The sequence below is a fragment of the uncultured Winogradskyella sp. genome (assembly GCF_937958655.1).
Lineage (GTDB): Bacteria > Bacteroidota > Bacteroidia > Flavobacteriales > Flavobacteriaceae > Winogradskyella.
Map to the genome: position 1 here is coordinate 1 of NZ_CALGNH010000079.1, position 17,563 is coordinate 17,563.

Below are 17,563 nucleotides of genomic sequence, written 5' to 3' on the forward strand. Positions count from 1 at the left end.
TAACAACTAACCACTAACCACTAACAACTAACAACCATATACTTTCTAGACGTCATATTACCCATTCCGCTTCAAAGAGCTTTTACCTACCATATCACTAAAGCCGAGGCTAAGTTTCTTAAACCAGGAATGCGTGTTGCTGTACCATTTGGAAAAAGCAAAATATATACCGCTTTAGCATATAAAATTCATAACAACCCACCAACGGCTTATGAGCCTAAAACCATTCATCAAATATTAGATGAAAGCCCAATTGTTAAAGATTTGCAGCTAAAACATTGGGAATGGATTGCGAGTTATTATATGTGCAGTTTGGGTGAAGTAATGCGTGCAGCAATGCCAAATGCCTTTATTTTAGAGAGTGAAACGATTATTTCTAAAAATGAAAAAGTAGATATAAAAGATTCAGAATTAAAGGATGATGAATTTTTAATTTATGAAGCTTTGCATCATCAGTCATCACTTAAAATTCAAGATGTAATTTCTATTTTAGATAAAAAGCGCGTATTTCCTGTTATCAATGGCTTGGTTGAAAAAGGAATATTACACCTTCAAGAAGAATTGTATGAAAAGTATCAGCCAAAATTGGTGCGCTATGTAAAACTACACAGCTACCATAAATCAGAAGAGAAATTACAAGAGCTCTTAGAGATTTTGGGTCGAGCTCCTAAACAACGCGAAGTTATTTTAACGTTATTTACACTCGAGGCCTCTGAGCCCAAGCCTATAAAAGTGTCTGAATTAGTTCAGAAAAGTGGTACATCCGCTTCTATTGTAAAAGCGCTTATTGATAAGAATATTTTAGAGGAGTACCACATTAAAACAGATCGTATTCAATTTGAAGGTGATGGCAATATGGCTTCAAAACTATTAAGTGAAGCTCAAAAAACAGCTTTTGATGAGGTAGAAGGTATATTTAAAACAAAGTCAGTCGCACTTTTGCATGGTGTTACGTCTTCAGGTAAAACTGAAATTTATGTGCAGCTCATTCAAAAGCAATTAGAGCAACAAAAGCAAGTATTATATTTATTGCCAGAAATTGCCTTAACCACGCAATTAGTGCAACGCCTGCAAGATTATTTTGGTGAAAAGGTTGCTGTGTTTCATAGTCGTTATTCTGGACACGAAAGGGTAGAAGTATGGTATAATATGCTTAATAATTCTGAAAAGGCACAAGTCATTATTGGAGCGCGCTCATCATTATTACTGCCCTTTTATAATTTAGGCTTAATCATTGTAGATGAAGAGCATGAACAATCCTACAAACAATTTGATCCAGCACCACGCTACCATGCCAGAGACGCAGCCATTGTACTAAGTAATATGCATGGCGCTAAAACATTATTAGGTTCAGCAACACCAAGCTTAGAAACCTATTTCAATGCTAGTCAGGGCAAATATGGCTTAGTGGAACTAAACACACGTTACAATAACGTAGTGATGCCAGATATTGAATTGGTAGATTTAGCAGATAAATACAAGCGTAAACGCATGAAAGGTCACTTCTCTGACCGACTGATTGATGAAATGACAGAAACTTTAGAGCAAGGGTTTCAGATTATATTGTTTCAGAATCGAAGAGGCTTTTCTCCTATTGTAGAATGCACAACTTGTGGAACTTCACCACAATGTCCTAATTGCGATGTAAGTTTAACGTATCATCAATACAGAGATCAATTACGTTGTCATTATTGTGGTTATAATTCGGTAATGCTAAAAAGTTGCCAAGCTTGCGGAAATCAAACTTTAGATACTAAAGGGTTTGGTACTGAACAAATAGAGGAAGAGGTGAAGATTTTATTTCCAGAAAAAAAAGTGGCACGTATGGATTTAGATACCACACGCGGAAAGTATGGTTTTGAGAAAATTATCACCAATTTTGAGCAACGCGAAGTCGATATTTTGGTCGGTACCCAAATGCTCACCAAAGGCTTAGATTTTAGACATGTAAAATTAGTCGGTATTATGAATGCCGATAATTTATTAAACTTTCCAGATTTTAGAGCTCACGAGCGCAGTTACCAGCTCATGGCACAGGTTTCTGGTAGGGCAGGTCGTACTGATATTAGAGGTAAGGTGTTAATTCAATCCTATAATCCTCATCATAACATTTTACAGCAAGTATCTACAAACGCCTATAAAGTTATGTATGCTGAGCAGATGAATGATCGCCATAATTATAAATATCCACCAGTTTATAGATTAATAAAAATAACCTTTAAGCATAAAGATTATAACCGAGTTAATTTGGCTGCCGATTGGTTTGCAAAATCGTTAAGGCACGTATTTAAGGCTAATATTTTAGGTCCAGAGTTTCCGCCAGTCTCTAGAATTAGGAATCTATATCTAAAGAATATACTGATAAAAATACCACAAAATCAATCACTGGTTAAGACTAAAGAAGCTATTAAAAAGATAGAAGTTAGTTTTAATGCGGTTAAAGATTTTAGAGCAGTCCGTGTTATTATTAATGTGGATAACTATTAAAACAAACCATAGAAAATTTTGATGAAATTCGTCAGTTCGAGTGGATTTTTCGATTGAAATGAGAAAAATTTGTATCGAGAATTAGAATTTTAGCAATCAAAAAGTTCTCGATACAATTTTTCGTTCCTCAAAATCACTCGAACTGACGTCAAAATATACAACCGTTTAAAAAAAAAATCCCAGCATATCTGCTAGGATTTAATTATATCAATGTGCTTTAAGACATTCTGCGATGTAAAATATGTTTACATATTATTCAAGGCATCTACCAATTGGGTCTTTTTGTTTCGACTCAATGGAATCTCGTAGGCACCAACTTCAACATTTTTACTGTTAAAGCGGTCTATTTTATCTAAATTCACAATATAAGATTTGTGAATTCTTAAAAATTTTCCTTCTGGTAATTCTTTTTCAAAGGCTTTCATAGTCGATAGTACGACTAGGCTGTTTTCTTCTGTAACGACTTTTACATAATCGCCTAAAGCTTCAATCCATTTAATATCCTTAATATAAACTTTACGTTTTTTAAGGTTACTCTTTACAAAGATATGTTCACCGTCAGTTTCGTTGAAATCTAATTTCAATTTATGCTGCTCAATGGCTTTTTCTACAGCCGTGTTAAAACGTTCTTTAGTAATTGGTTTTTGAAGATAGTCAGTAGCATCGTAATTAAATGCTTTAAAAGCATATTCGGTTTTACCGGTAACAAAAATAATTTGGGGTTTGTTGTTGAGCACGTCTAAAAGTTCAAAACCGTTTAATACAGGCATCTCTATATCTAAGAAGATAAGATCTACTTTATGTGTATTAAGACCGTTTTTTGTTTCTAACGCACTGCTGTACTCTGCAATGAGGTTAAGCGAGGAATGATTCTCGATTAACTTTACAATAGAGAGACGTTGAATCGCAGAATCATCAACAACTACACAGTTTAAAGTCATAACATTAATATTTATTTAGGTTAAGATATCGACAATAGTACAATAATTTCGGTTAAAAAACAAATTTTACCGACAAAGTGTAGTATTTAACATAAATCGATAGTTTAAAAATCACTTATCATGGTGTATTCAAAAACGTTGCCAAAAATTAAACTTTTTAATAAAAATTTTTAGCTAATAAAACATTGTCAGAAATAGAATAAATGCTTATTTTTGCAGCCGTTTTAACAATAAACAAAAGAAATATTATGAATCGTTATGAAACTGTTTTCATCTTAAATCCCGTTTTATCTGAAGATCAGATAAAGGAAACAGTAAAGAAGTACGAAGATTTTTTGACTTCTAGAGGTGCTAAGATGATTGCCAAAGAAGATTGGGGCTTAAAAAAATTAGCTTATCCAATCCAAAACAAAAAAAGTGGTTTTTATCACTTGTTTGATTACAATGTTCCTGGTGAAGCCATTGGGCCATTAGAAGTAGAGTTTAGACGTGATGAGCGTTTTATGCGTTACTTAACTGTAAAATTAGACAAGCACGCTGCTGCTTGGGCTGATAAGAGAAGAGATAGAAACAAACAAAAAGCGTAATTATGTCATCGATAGAACAACAAGCAAAAGGAAAAAAAGGTGGAGAAATTAGATATTTAACTCCGTTAAATATAGAGACTTCTAAAGCGAAGAAGTATTGTCGTTTTAAAAAATCTGGCATCAAATACGTAGATTATAAAGATGCAGATTTCTTATTAAGTTTTGTTAACGAACAAGGTAAGTTATTACCAAGACGTTTAACAGGGACATCATTAAAATATCAAAGAAAAGTATCTGTGGCAGTAAAGCGAGCTAGACATTTAGCTTTATTGCCTTATGTTGCTGATTTATTAAAATAAACTATCATAACAATGGAACTTATATTAAAACAAGACGTTGAAAATTTAGGATTTAAAGACGATATTGTAACAGTTAAGAACGGTTATGGTAGAAACTTTTTAATTCCTCAGGGGCAAGCTGTAATGGCTACTCCATCGGCTAAAAAAGTATTAGCTGAGACATTAAAGCAACGCGCATATAAAGAAAAAACTATAATTGAAGCTGCTCAAAAAACTGCAGCTGCCTTAGCAGAATTAGAAGTTAAAATTACTTCTAAAGTTGGATCAGGAGATAAATTATTTGGATCTGTTAACAACATTGATGTTGCAGATGTATTACAAAAAGCTGGTCACCAAGTAGAGAAGAAATATATCAATGTAATTGGAGGTAACGTAAAGCGTTTAGGAAAGTACAATGCTGTTATTAGATTACATAGAGAAGTATCTGTAGATTTACCGTTTGAGGTTGTTGCAGAAAAAAAATAACTTTTTTATAAACTATTTTTAAAACCGTTTAGCAGTCTAAACGGTTTTTTTAGTGAAATTAATTTAGCAAAGCCCTGTAAATTGCATGTGAATTTGCAGCTAAACTAATGTCGCAGCAAGGATACATCTTATTTTAGATTTAAAATAATAACACCAAATATCTGTGTGTTATAGCTTTTTAATCATGAAGAAATTAATAATATAATGATAAGATCTTGCATATAGTGCGAGATGAATAATAAAGTTTATCATGAAGTACGCAAGATTAACTAAAGAACAGTTTGAAGAGCTACACCAAGAGTTTATCAATTTTTTAGCCACGCAGTCTATTACTGCAGACGAGTGGGAGGACATAAAGAAAAATAAACCAGAAGCTGCTGAGCAAGAATTAGATGTGTTTAGTGATTTAGTGTGGTATGGTGTGTTAAATAAAGTGGAGTATTTAGAATACGTATCGTCTAATCAAATACATCTATTTAAATGTAAAGACAAAGACATGCATCTTATTGCATTAAAATTAAAAGCTGAAAGAGTGGACTTAACTACTAAAGAAGGTTTTCAATGGTTAAGAGATAATTTATTATCAGATGATATTGAATTTTTTAATGCCAAAAAAAACTATTCAGACGATAAGCATCTCGATATTTTTAAACTCATTCAACAAGGTGCTAATATTACTAAAGGCGAATTGTTTCAGTATTTTGAGAAGTTGATTAGACAGAGTTAGTAGGCAGTAGTTATTAGTAATTAGTTAGTGGTGGTAAATAATTATTAGTTTATCTAACATCTAACATCTAACATCTAACTTTTACTCATACCGCAATGACTCAACAGGATCTAAACGTGCTGCTTTTACCGCAGGATAAAGGCCAGAAAAAACAGCTACAACAAAAGCTATGCTAGTGGCCCATATCATGGCTACCCAAGGAGTAGAGAAGTCTAATTTAAATCCCGATGCAACTCCCCAACCAATTAAAACTCCTAATAGTATACCGAGTATTCCACCAAGTTGACCAATAATAACGGTTTCCATAAAAAACTGAAATGCAATAGTTTTGCGTTTGGCACCTAATGCCTTGCGGACTCCTATTTCTCTAGTGCGCTCACTTACAGAAACTAACATTATATTCATTAAAGCAATAGTTGATCCAAAAATAGTAATAATGCTAATAATCCATGCAGCTATATACAGCGTGCTTGTGTTCTCTGCAACACGGTTTAATAAATCGTCACTACGTTCAATACCAAAGTTATTTTTTTCAATAGGGCTTAAACCTCTAACGTTTCTAAAGGTTAAAATAGCGTCTTCTTGCGCTCCTTCGAGCATATCATTTTTTTCAACTTTAACACTTAGGGTGTAATTAATATTTGGATTTGTAAAAATAGAGCGTGCTTTTTGTAAGGGCATTATTAGTCTTAAATCTTGGTTATTACCAAACGTAGATCCTTTTTCTTTAAGTACACCAACAACTTTAAATTTAGAGCCTCTTACACTAATGGTTTTATCTATTGGGTTTTCTTCTGTGAACAAAGCTTTTTGTAAGTCGCTACCAATAACACAAACCGCATTGCTATTTTCAATATCAAAAACATTGAGAGACCTACCATTAGCGATTTCTAAACCAGAATTTTCAATAAAATATTCGTTAGAGCCTATCACTGCTACTTCAGGGTCGGTTTTAATATTTTCATATTTAACCTCAGCAGCAAAGGTACCATTAAAAGATACGGCCACTTTAGTGAAAGGAAAATCGTAATTGTCTTGAAATGCTTTAACGTTTCTGTAATTGATTATAGGATTTATCTTTTGGCGCTCTCTACTACTTTGTCGCTGAGCTCTAAACTCGTAGCGTTGAAAGTTAAATGTATTGGCTCCCATAGAGGCAAAATTGCTAGAGAGCGTATTTTCTAAAGCAGAAACACCACTTAAAATTCCTACTAAAGCCATAATACCAATAGCGATAATTAATACCGTTAAAATAGTTCGTAATAATTGACTTTTAATAGAGCCAAAAGCAATTTTTATATTCTCTTTAGCTAGTGAAAACATTGGTTTATTGTGGTTAGTTGGATTATATGTAACGATAAGACGATCTAAAGACTATAAAGTTACTATAAAATTGAAATTACTTAAGCATGCCTCTAAAATTTATAATATTTTTGTGACTCGTGTCATTGACTTTTCTTAATTACACGAGTCAGGCTGAGCTTGTCGAAGCCTATTTAAAGCATTGTTGCTTTGAAAACAATATGAAGTTACACTGAGCATTGTCGAAATGTTCTGGATGTCCATAGACTAGTCGTTCTGTCATGTCGAGCGCAGTCGAGATATCTCATACATTTTGACTACACTTAATGTAATAAATAAATAAAGTTTCATTAAAAGAGATTCCTGCCCTAGCAGGAAGTAAACATGGCACAAAAACCAAGCATACCAAAAGGCACAAGAGATTTTAATGCAGAACAAGTTGCAAAACGTTCCTATATTATGGATACCATAAAGAGGCAATTTCAGTTGTATGGATTTCAACCTATTGAAACACCAAGTTTTGAAAATTCTGAGACCCTAATGGGTAAATATGGTGAAGAAGGAGACCGGTTAATTTTTAAGATTTTGAATAGTGGTGAATATTTGAATAAGGTCTCGGACAATGACTATAATTCAAAATCTGAAGTACAGATTACACCAAAAATCTCTGAGAAAGCCTTACGTTACGATCTCACTGTGCCTTTTGCCCGTTACGTGGTGCAACATCAAAATGATATAGTATTTCCTTTTAAACGTTACCAAATACAAGCAGTTTGGAGGGCAGACCGTCCACAGAAAGGACGTTTTAGGGAATTTTACCAATGTGACGCCGATGTCGTTGGGTCTAAATCACTACTACAAGAAGTAGAATTTGTTCAACTATATGATGCTGTTTTTACAACATTAAAGCTAAATGGAACAACGATAAAAATAAATAATCGTAAAATTTTATCTGGTATTGCAGAAGTTATTGGTGCTCAAGATAAATTAATTGATTTTACAGTGGCTTTAGATAAGCTCGATAAAATAGGCGAGGAAAAGGTAAAAGCAGAAATGCTGAATAAAGGTATACCTGATGATGGTATAACTAAACTTCAACCTTTATTTTCGCTTAAAGGAGATTTTGGCGATCAGGTTGATGGTTTAAAATCTATTTTAAATACGTCCGAAATTGGTTTAAAAGGGATTGAAGAATTAGAATTTATAGATACTGCCATTTCTAACCTAGGGTTAAAATCAGCTAAACTACAACTCGACGTTACACTTGCCCGAGGCCTCAACTATTACACTGGTGCTATTTTTGAAGTTTCAGCTCCTGAAGGTGTAAAAATGGGATCTATTGGTGGTGGAGGTCGTTACGACGATCTTACAAGTATCTTTGGTAAACCAGATACCAGTGGTGTTGGGATTAGCTTTGGATTAGATCGTATATACTTGGTTTTAGAAGAATTAAAACTTTTCCCTAATACAATAGCTGATGCCACTAAAGTATTATTTATAAACTTTGGTGAGAAAGAAGCCATGGTTTGTCTTAATGCTGTAACCAAATTAAGAGCTGAAGGTATTAAAGCTGAATTATATCCAGACACCGTAAAAATGAAAAAACAAATGACGTATGCCAATCGACGCCAGATTCCTTATGTTGTTTTGGTGGGTGAGCAAGAATTAGAGTCTAAAACATTTACTTTAAAACAAATGGAAACTGGAGAGCAAAAATTGTTGACACTCCAAGATTTAGTTTCGGAATTATATTAGTATTAGCAGATACAAAATTAAGAGGCTGTCTAAAAAGTTAGTAAAACTGAAATCTGTCACATTGAGCGTAGTCGAAATGCTTTGAAAATCAAAATTTAGATTTCTCAACTGCGCTCGAAATGACAACTAACAATACTTTTTAGACAGCCTCTTATGGTTAATATTTAAGATTTAGGGCTGAACTTTAATTTACCAGAACTTTTTTAGTTGATAGCGAACCACTTACGGTACGTAACTTAATAATGTAAGTCCCGGCACTTAAATTTTTGACATCATATTCAGAATAATCACTTTCTGAAATATTTTCTATTGTATACACAGATTGACCTAACATGTTAAACAGTTCAATTGATTTAATATCAATTTGGTTAGGGTTTACTAATACAATTTTTTCAAGATTATTAGCATATAATATATTTAAACCTCTAAACTCATCATCATCTGTGCTTAATGCTGCTGCTGAATTAACACTAAAGGCAATTTCAAAACGCTCGTTATATTCTCCAGAGTTTAAAAAGATCTCATAATCACTAGCTCTTAAATCGTGATATAAGTTTAGGTCTTTATCATGGACGTAGATTTCTATATCAGACGGTACATTTTCAAGTTCATCAATTGATATGTTGTTTATACCATCATTGCTTACTGTGAGACCCAAAGGATAAACAGTATTTATACTAGCTTCGGAATTAGCTTGAATGATATACTTTTCATCATTAATCATCCAATACATATCGTCGGTTTGATCTTCGTTTAAAAGGCCATCGTACGCCCAATCAACACCTGGTGTCGTATTTTCATCAATGGTTAGTAATAATTGTCTGTGTAATTTAAGATCGTTATCGGCATCAAAACCAATTCTAAATTTCATTCTATCGTCTAATGATTCATTATTGGATGTCCTGTTAGAGCTATTTGCATTTCTCACAAATAAAGAACTTCCTGTCCCTTCTTTTTGGAACGTACGTTGATCATTCTCAAAAGTTATAGTTCCATTATTAGTGCCTAAAACAAAAAATCCTTGACTTACGGGTACATATCTACCAGGGGTTTTTGTTCCTGATCCTACTTGGGCTACATCAGGGTCTGGTGCCGTTGCTGCAACACCTCCCGAAAGGTTGTATATGGCGTAGCCACCTCTGTACTCTTGGAGTACGTGCGATCCGCCTCCCCAATGTTCCCAGAAATAAAGGGTACCAGAGGTGTCCGTATTATCTGCAATAAATTCATTTGCGTCAATAGCCGAAGCGTAAGGGTTACCAATTAAATAATTATTTCCAGCGTTTATTGTTAAATTGATATCACCATTGTTTGGTTTACCTAAGAAAACATAATTTTGATCATCCGAAATGGCTCCAGATCCAGGTCCCTTCATAGTAAATCCTTCACCAGCAAATAACCTACCATTACGTCTAACGTGTTGCCATAACGAATAGTCTCCACCAGTAAGGTTGGTAAATTTCCAAATCCAATAATCTGCAATTGTAATAGGACTTGAATTGCTTCCGTCATAACCAGCAGACGTAAAATTAACAGGGTTAGTATTGTCTAAGATTATATCTTGTACTGTATAGCTATATTCATTAGTTTCTTCGTCATTTTCTCCAACAGGTGCAGACCAATAATTATAGGTATAAGTATCTGCAGTACCTTGCTGGTCTTTTTCTAATTCGCCATTAATGGCTACAATAAGATCACTGTCTTCTTCTTGTATTAATTGGGACTCCCCTTCGAGATCAATCTTACCTGTTAAACTTAAGTAATGCGAAACCGTAAGGCCATTTCCCGTTTGTGCCAGATTATCACCATTTAAAGTTAATTCATTGGCATCTACATATAATCCTAATACTTTTCTGTTGTCAGCGTTAGCACTCGGAAGACTAGAATTATCTATTGCAACATTGTGTGATGTTCTTACAATATTCCAATCTACAGTTATTGATGAATCTACTAACGATGGTGAACCTGGTATATATTGTTGGTCTCCATTGGTCCAAGTTGTATTAGTATCCCAATCACCATTTTGTGTGGATACGTAAGGTAATGGTGCGGTTTGTCTATCAACAGTATTTAAGTTTTTAATAGCGGCCACATGATCGTTATCAGATTGATCTTTTACGTTTGTATACGTGTATGTAGTCATTGGTAAATACATTTCTAACTGAGACCATGGTATTGGTGCGACTTCATTTTTAGTAGTTATTTGTGGTAATACGCTTCCGGTTACAAAATTACCTGCTGATTCTTCAATTTCTTGATTTATTATATAGCGTAATTGGTCTGCTGTAAGGGCTGTATTCCATACTCTTACTTCATCAATTGTGCCATCAAACAAGTTTGTAGGGTTTCTATAGTTAGCGGCTCCAATTAAGAAGTGCTCGTTTGGTGCGGCTGCGGGTGCAGGAGCTGTTAATGATGTATCTTCTACACCGTCTATATAAAATATGGCTGTACCTGCTCTGTAAATAACAGCAATATGGTGCCATTCATCAATAGGTAGTGATACCGAAGCGTTAAATGCTCGTGTAATTCCACCAGCGTCTTTCCAAACCATTCTAGGGGTTCGAGATGCATCAAATCGTAATGCATAGCCTTCTGTATAAGGACCACTATCTCTTTTACTAATAACATCTCTATTTGCAGCGGTTCCATGTTTTACCCACGCAGATATGGTAAACTCACTTGCGAGATCAACCACATTTCCAGCATCCATGTAATCTTGTGTACCATCAAAGTCTATTGAACGTACAAAATTGAACTCTGGTGCATAGCCAAAAGTGACGTATTTAGTGCCATCAAAATCATAAGCAGTTTCTAAATTACCAGCACCATCAGGTCGCATAATTGTATATGTTGCTGTAGGATCAAATAATTCTGTATCTGATATAAACATATAATAATCTCCAGGTGGTACAACATTTCGTATAGCACTTATTGGTATTCTCACTTTTACTGTAGATACATCTGCACCTGTTTCTACGAACTTCCATACCCGAGAAATACGCGTAAATGTAACTTCTGTAGTTAAGGCAGGTGAAATACCAGCACTCATATTAACTGTAATGGTCGTTGGTGGATCTAATTCTAAATCTGCACCATTGTTACCCCAAACTAAGTAATCCTTTTCGTTTAAGGTATCAGTATTTAAATTTTTATTTTCTGAGTTGGTATTATAAATATCAGTTAAACCAACAGTTAATACTCCTTCAATAGGGCCGAGACCATCTACAGCATTATTTACACTGCTTGATTGTTTTTGATTAAGCTCTGAATCGTCATCTCTGCCAATACCTGCAATATCATAATTGTAACCTACGCTTGCTGACTGATCCCAAATTATTCTACCATCACTATCTACATAATCTTGAGAGGTTCCATTAACGCCAAGGGTTATACCATATTTTATCGCTAAATAGGATTGTATTCTATTTCTTGCTTGTGTTAAATCACCATCTGCGTTAGCGGCAGAATAGGTTATAACTTCGGCTATTCTTCCATCAAAGCTACCTTCAAAGTATTGGCTACGACCTAGCCAAAAACGCGTGTCGTTAATGGTAGAAAAGTCTGCTGCATCATTAGTAATATTTCCGATGGTATTAGCATTGAGATACATATCCATACCAGAAACGGCTGCGTTATGTCTAATATTAATTATACCAATTTGGTTATAATTTACAGAACCAGTAGCGTCTGCTCTTCCATAGCCTTGAGGTGGAGGTCCTGCGGCACTTGTACCAATGCAATACCCAAAATATTCATTTGTAAATCTTTGACTGAAGCTTCCGTAGCCAAAACCAGTAACATCTTGGTTAGTTTCTTCCCCATCAACACCTGGGTCGTTACTTGTAAATGTATCTAAAGGAAGCATAGTATTTGTAATAGTAGGATCTGGCATTATAACAACGAAGATATCACCACTATTAAATCCAGCAGAGCCAGTTAGAACATTCCTTGATCCTAAATTATTGATATACGTAAGATCCACACCGCTAGTATTAAAATCATTAGAAAAATCAACTACAGGATTAAAATTAAAATTTTGAGTTGTATTATTTCTAAATGAAGGCTCTAAGCCAACTTCCATAGCTTCTGCATTATTTCCTTTGGCATTATCTACCCACTGTGCTACCGCCGAACCATCGGCATTTTCATTAATACCATTAATCATATCTGCTTTTAACCACAAATCTAGATTATTATTAATGCCACCTGGTGCTTCTGAGGGTGTACAGTAGTTTACTCCTTTTATGGTAATGTTATCTATAAATACTCTATCGTTGTTATCACTAGCATCACATCTGATTCTAAATCGTGAAGTCGTTGACGACGGAAAAGAATAATCAGTGCTTTTTAAGGTAACTATTCTACCATAAAAAATAGCAGATGTAGAGGTTTCAAAGTCAGCATCTTGACTGGCAATCTGACCACTTTCAAATGTTTTTACATTAACCCAATTAGCTCCGTTGTCACTGCTATATTCTAATATAAACTCTTCTGTATACGTTCTGGCAGCTGGTGTGTTAGTGTCGTAAGTAGAGTCCATACTATTTGGAGCAAAGAAGAATTTAAAATCTACTTTATCATAAGTTGATAAATCAAAAGCTGGTGAGTCAAAAGATGTGGCTGAACCGGTTGGGTCATCATCTCTAATTCTTAGACTAAAATTACCACCATAAGACCATGTGGGATCATTAACCCTTGAGGCATCAGTTCCGCCAGAAGTCCAGCCGTCTAAGCCACTTTCAAAATCTGCAGTATGTATTATGTCTATGCCACAAGGAGGCGGTACAAAACCAGTTCCTTGTATATTAAAGCTATACGGGTTTTCGTCTAAATCGTTATTTGCTATACTTACCGTAGCAGTTCTTAGGCCAATTGCACTAGGATTAAAAGTAATAGCAAATGTTGTATTATTACCAGCCGCAATGTTATTTGATGGTATCGTAGTTACTGTAAAATCCGCAGCATTAGCACCAGCAATAACTACATAAGGAGAAACCCCAATTAAATTTAAGGTATTGGCACCACCATTATTTTCTATTATAAATGTATTGGTGTTTGTTCCTGCCGCAATATCAACATTTCCAAAGTCAGTATTGTCAGCTAAACTAGGTGTTATATCATTATTAGTAATTACAATAGTATTACCAAGTACATCCATTTCTGCCGTAGGGCTTATACCTGTTCCTTGGATGTTAAAATTATATGGATTTTCGTCTGTGTCGTCATTGGCAATAGAAACTGTTGCTGTTCTTAACCCATTTGCAATAGGACTAAACGTAATCTCAAAGGTCGTAGAACCACTTGCTGCTATTGGAGTTGTTGGCACTGCCGAAACTGTAAATTCAGCGGCATTTGCACCACCAATCGTTACATAAGGAGTTAAACCTGTTAAATTAAGATTAGAAGTTCCACTATTTTCAATAGTGAATGTATTAGTGATTGTGCCTACTGTAGTCGCTGTACCACCAAAATCTGTATCGTCAGTTATATCTGGTGTTATATCACCATCAGTTATGGTAATCCCATTTCCCGTAATATTGATTTCTGGTTCAGTAGTCGTGGTAAAACTAACATTATCAATAGCGATATCACTGCTCCATCCATTTAATGTTGCTCCACTAGTAATACTAAATCTTATTTTTATTGTTTGCCCTGAATATGCAGAAAGGTCTATTGTATCTTGATTCCAAAAATCACCAATATTACCACTAAATGTTCTTAATGTTACAGGGTAGCTAAAACCATTGTTAGTACTTAATTGCACGAGTAATGTTCCTACATCTACACCAAACATATGGTAACTATATTGGAATTCAGCACTAGACTCTACTGTTAAGTCAAAGCAAGGACTATCATAATTTGCTGTTCTGCTAGGAAAACCAATACCATTTCCAGAAGCTTCTAAATACATGTAAAAATTATCTCCATCACCTGAGGATGGACCGGTCCCTGCAGAAGCCGTACCTGCTTCATCTCTTATTAAATTTAAATCATCATCAGTAGCCTGTTCCCATAACCCCTCATTAGTTTCAAAATCTTCTGAATAAGGAAACGTATTTACAATAGATATACATGTAGCACTACCAGCTAAGATATTTATACTATAGTCTTCAACTTCACCAAAATTTGGGGTACTACAAGGGTTGGTTGGTGTAATACCATCATCCATAATTACACGCATACCTGTAGGTCCTGGAATGGCATTTATAGGGACTGTAAAACTTGCAGTTCTTGGATTTACAGCATTTGAAACTAAGGCTACTACTTGCTCACCTGGGTCTGTAAAATCATCGTTTTGATTAAAATCTATCCAAACACCAAAGCCTTCTCCATAATTTACACCAGACCAATCTGGCGATAACGATATGGTATACGTAGATCCTTGTGTTAAATCCGTTGAAAGTCCAGTGAAATCTTGATAGCCTGGACCCGTGTTAGTTGAGTTATTGTTTATTGTGTTTAGTGTAACATTGGCTATCCATTCAAAATTATCATTATTTGATGATGCAGTGCAATATTGTGCAAAACCACTAGAAGTTAACATTAGTAGGAATAAAGCAAATAAGCTAACCCTAATAAATTGAGTGTATATATTCATGATTAGTTTAGTTTTGGGACTAAATTTAGAGGCTAAAAATAGTATATAAATCTATAAAATGCAAATAAATTCGATGAAATACATATTTTATGAATTTTCTTATAGATATTAAATTCATACGAAGCCGCTGTATTAACCCAATAATACTCAATTTTGAAGTCTACCTGAATAAATCTATATTTTTTACAAGATTAATCCATGTAAGTTCTGAACTATTAGATTCTAAGTTATAAGTTTTGAATGAAAACTTGTTTTTTAATGTATTGGATTGGAGGGAAGCCTCATTTAATGTTAGTAGCGCATCTTCTTTTGGTAATGCAGGTAAAAGCTTAATACTCCCTAAAGATTTAGTTTCGTAATTATCAATTAACATCCTTGGTAATAATATGGGTTTATAGTTGGGTGCTTCTATTATGAGATCGTAAGCACCAGAATAGATGGGTCTATAAAAACTACCATTTCTATCTGTTAATGCCCAAGATCCATTACTATCGTGGTCAATGGCTTTTATTTGCGCATTTTGTATGGGTAAATTTGTTTGCGCATCTTTAATTATGCCTCTAAAGCCGTAGGTACCTTGTATTAAGTAATTAGTTAAAGCTACTTTGTTGTAACGCCATAGTGCTGTAAGTTGATTGGCAAATGGTTTTTTTGTTTCAGATAATTCTACAGTAAGTTCTTTACATTGATGTTTAGAATTCATATAATCTTGTCTGCTCCCATGTATAAGATACCAATCTGCACCATTTGTTATACCATTATTTTTATCGTCCATATAGCCAAAAGGAGAATGGTTTTGTGCATATTTTCTGTATTCGCCGGCTGTAAGCTTCCACCAAGAGTCATCTGCATGGCGCTCAAAGGTGTTATCCCATGGATAGTTTACTAGCTCACTGCCACCATGAAAATTAGCAGCAATGACAAATTGGTTGTCAAAGGCAAGTTTCATAAAGTGTTTAGTTTCGAGTTGGTGTTTTTCGCCATCGGGATGCAAACCAGCAATATTGTCTGGGTAGTTTCTGTTAAGGTCAATATTATTATAATTGCCTCTCCTCGCAAAGGTGACTGAAGTATTGTCAACACTTAAATGGTAAGTACCATCTGGGTTAGCATTTGGATTTATCCATATTTCGGACTCGTTAATGAGTTTCGAAATCTTTTTATGATCTGGGTGTGATTTGTCCTTGTACGCAGTAATAAAATAGTCTATTAAATTGAGCATTAATGGAAAACCTGCAATTTCATCGCCATGCATTGTTGAGGTGTACAGTAATTTAGGTTCTAGTTCATTTGTGGTAACATTATCAGAAATTTTAACAAATAAGATCTCTTTATCACCTTGTTCTGTGGTGCCTATACTAAAATAATCTACAATATCTGAGTGTTCATTTTCAAAATTCTGCATTTGCATTGCATAATCTTGGTAGGTAGGGTAAGCTTTTAATGGAAATTCTAAAGTGTATCCTTGCTTTAACTGTTTTGATAATGGATCAATATCTGATGACATTAAGCGTTTATTAATGTCATTATCTTCCTTATATACTCTATAGGAAATATCGGTATTAATAAACTTCTTAAATTGTGCTTGGTTAGCCCAAGCTTTTACTTGCTTGGTGGCATAATCGTAATTAATTATCGTTAGATAATGCGTAAAATCTGATAATTGTGCGTTATTGTCTACCTTAAAATTAAAGGTAACTTCACCTTGTAGGTCTAAAAGCGCATTGATTTCGCTTTTAGCTAATTCTTGGGCATAAATAGGGTATAAAAACATGATAAAAGCCATCATGCTCATCGTAATTTTATTCATTAGATTTGGGGTAAATGAAATTAAATTATGAGACGAATATAACTATTTATTTTAATTTTTATCTATAAAACGCATATTTTATCGATTAAAAACACTTAAAGATCTAATTATACTTTAAAAGAGTGGATTGTGAATGTGTGCTATAATTTATTTTTTGTGCCATATACCATCAGCATCTAGATAAAAACTGCCTATGTGGTTAAAGTCGCATTCTTCTGGTAAAATTATGGATAAGAATGTAGAATTATCTGTTCGTTTATAAAGATGATATGTGTCACCAACTACAGGTTCAAAACTAAATTTTGATGCGTAAACCAAGTTATTATATTCATATTGTGCCATCATTTTATTATACTCAGCTTTTAGCTCGTTGTATTTAGCCTGTATGTGTTTGTTAACCTTATTTATGTTTCTGTTTTTCCACGCTAGAGAATCTGTAGTGGTAATTGCAGGAGCAGAAACATCCGTAGCATAGGGTTTTAATGAGGCATCATACTGTTGGGTTTCGGTATTAAACACCACTTGGTCTGGTTTTTTTTCTTTTTTCATAATAAAGCAAAGTTACATATTACATTTTGTAATAAAAAAG

General features: G+C 34.3%; 11 protein-coding genes. 6 read left to right on the top strand and 5 right to left on the bottom strand.

The genetic code is table 11. The annotated features are described in order from the left end of the window. Window positions 1–36 precede the first annotated feature (36 nt). On the top strand, window positions 37–2,487 hold the full coding sequence (gene priA / locus Q0800_RS13250) for a primosomal protein N' (RefSeq protein ID WP_299130671.1): 2,451 nt from the start codon (window positions 37–39) through the stop codon (window positions 2,485–2,487). Window positions 2,488–2,732: 245 nt separating this feature from the next. Here priA and Q0800_RS13255 read toward each other — a convergent pair whose 3' ends face one another. Beyond that, window positions 2,733–3,428 carry a LytTR family DNA-binding domain-containing protein gene (locus Q0800_RS13255; RefSeq protein WP_076620930.1) on the bottom strand — a complete coding sequence of 232 codons (696 nt, stop codon included), beginning with the start codon at window positions 3,426–3,428 and terminating at the stop codon, window positions 2,733–2,735. A 248-nt stretch (window positions 3,429–3,676) separates the two neighbouring features. Between Q0800_RS13255 and rpsF the strand changes: the two genes are divergently transcribed. From rpsF to Q0800_RS13275, 4 genes are all read left to right on the top strand, one after another. Beyond that, window positions 3,677–4,015, top strand: a complete 339-nt coding sequence (gene rpsF / locus Q0800_RS13260) for a 30S ribosomal protein S6 (protein ID WP_299130622.1) — start codon at window positions 3,677–3,679, stop codon at window positions 4,013–4,015. 2 nt (window positions 4,016–4,017) lie between these two features. Continuing rightward, window positions 4,018–4,314 (top strand): 30S ribosomal protein S18, encoded by a 297-nt coding sequence (gene rpsR, locus Q0800_RS13265; RefSeq protein WP_299130624.1) that lies wholly within the window; start codon window positions 4,018–4,020, stop codon window positions 4,312–4,314. Window positions 4,315–4,326: 12 nt separating this feature from the next. Continuing rightward, a complete protein-coding gene (gene rplI, locus Q0800_RS13270) occupies window positions 4,327–4,779 on the top strand; it encodes a 50S ribosomal protein L9 (protein ID WP_299130627.1) in 453 nt (150 codons plus the stop codon). A gap of 250 nt (window positions 4,780–5,029) precedes the next feature. Next, the gene (locus tag Q0800_RS13275) at window positions 5,030–5,506 is read left to right on the top strand and encodes a DUF6495 family protein (RefSeq protein ID WP_299130629.1); all 477 of its coding nucleotides are present in this window, start codon (window positions 5,030–5,032) and stop codon (window positions 5,504–5,506) included. A gap of 81 nt (window positions 5,507–5,587) precedes the next feature. Here the strand turns inward: Q0800_RS13275 and Q0800_RS13280 are convergent, their stop codons facing one another. Next, window positions 5,588–6,829 (bottom strand): ABC transporter permease, encoded by a 1,242-nt coding sequence (locus tag Q0800_RS13280; RefSeq protein ID WP_299130631.1) that lies wholly within the window; start codon window positions 6,827–6,829, stop codon window positions 5,588–5,590. 363 nt (window positions 6,830–7,192) lie between these two features. On the opposite strand from Q0800_RS13280, the gene hisS reads away from it, so the two are divergent. Continuing rightward, complete coding sequence (hisS, locus tag Q0800_RS13285) at window positions 7,193–8,563, top strand: histidine--tRNA ligase (RefSeq protein WP_299130633.1); 1,371 nt, start codon at window positions 7,193–7,195, stop codon at window positions 8,561–8,563. A 184-nt stretch (window positions 8,564–8,747) separates the two neighbouring features. Here hisS and Q0800_RS13290 read toward each other — a convergent pair whose 3' ends face one another. The 3 genes from Q0800_RS13290 to Q0800_RS13300 form a co-directional block, all read right to left on the bottom strand. Further along, window positions 8,748–15,164, bottom strand: coding sequence for a choice-of-anchor D domain-containing protein (locus Q0800_RS13290; RefSeq protein WP_299130635.1), 6,417 nt, complete (start codon window positions 15,162–15,164; stop codon window positions 8,748–8,750). Between the two features lie 160 nt (window positions 15,165–15,324). Continuing rightward, window positions 15,325–16,974, bottom strand: a complete 1,650-nt coding sequence (locus Q0800_RS13295) for a M14 family zinc carboxypeptidase (RefSeq protein WP_299130637.1) — start codon at window positions 16,972–16,974, stop codon at window positions 15,325–15,327. 147 nt (window positions 16,975–17,121) lie between these two features. Further along, entirely contained in the window at window positions 17,122–17,523 is a 402-nt protein-coding gene (locus tag Q0800_RS13300; RefSeq protein ID WP_299130639.1) for a DUF2452 domain-containing protein, read from the bottom strand. Between the last annotated feature and the right edge of the window lie 40 nt (window positions 17,524–17,563).

Bases quoted from the DNA above. Each gene is read 5' to 3' on its own strand.
- Q0800_RS13280 (WP_299130631.1), bottom strand. From the start codon at position 6,829: ATGTTTTCACTAGCTAAAGAGAATATAAAAATTGCTTTTGGCTCTATT.
- rplI (WP_299130627.1), top strand. From the start codon at position 4,327: ATGGAACTTATATTAAAACAAGACGTTGAAAATTTAGGATTTAAAGAC.
- rpsF (WP_299130622.1), top strand. From the start codon at position 3,677: ATGAATCGTTATGAAACTGTTTTCATCTTAAATCCCGTTTTATCTGAA.
- Q0800_RS13255 (WP_076620930.1), bottom strand. From the start codon at position 3,428: ATGACTTTAAACTGTGTAGTTGTTGATGATTCTGCGATTCAACGTCTC.
- Q0800_RS13295 (WP_299130637.1), bottom strand. From the start codon at position 16,974: ATGAATAAAATTACGATGAGCATGATGGCTTTTATCATGTTTTTATAC.
- rpsR (WP_299130624.1), top strand. From the start codon at position 4,018: ATGTCATCGATAGAACAACAAGCAAAAGGAAAAAAAGGTGGAGAAATT.
- Q0800_RS13275 (WP_299130629.1), top strand. From the start codon at position 5,030: ATGAAGTACGCAAGATTAACTAAAGAACAGTTTGAAGAGCTACACCAA.
- hisS (WP_299130633.1), top strand. From the start codon at position 7,193: ATGGCACAAAAACCAAGCATACCAAAAGGCACAAGAGATTTTAATGCA.
- Q0800_RS13300 (WP_299130639.1), bottom strand. From the start codon at position 17,523: ATGAAAAAAGAAAAAAAACCAGACCAAGTGGTGTTTAATACCGAAACC.
- Q0800_RS13290 (WP_299130635.1), bottom strand. From the start codon at position 15,164: ATGAATATATACACTCAATTTATTAGGGTTAGCTTATTTGCTTTATTC.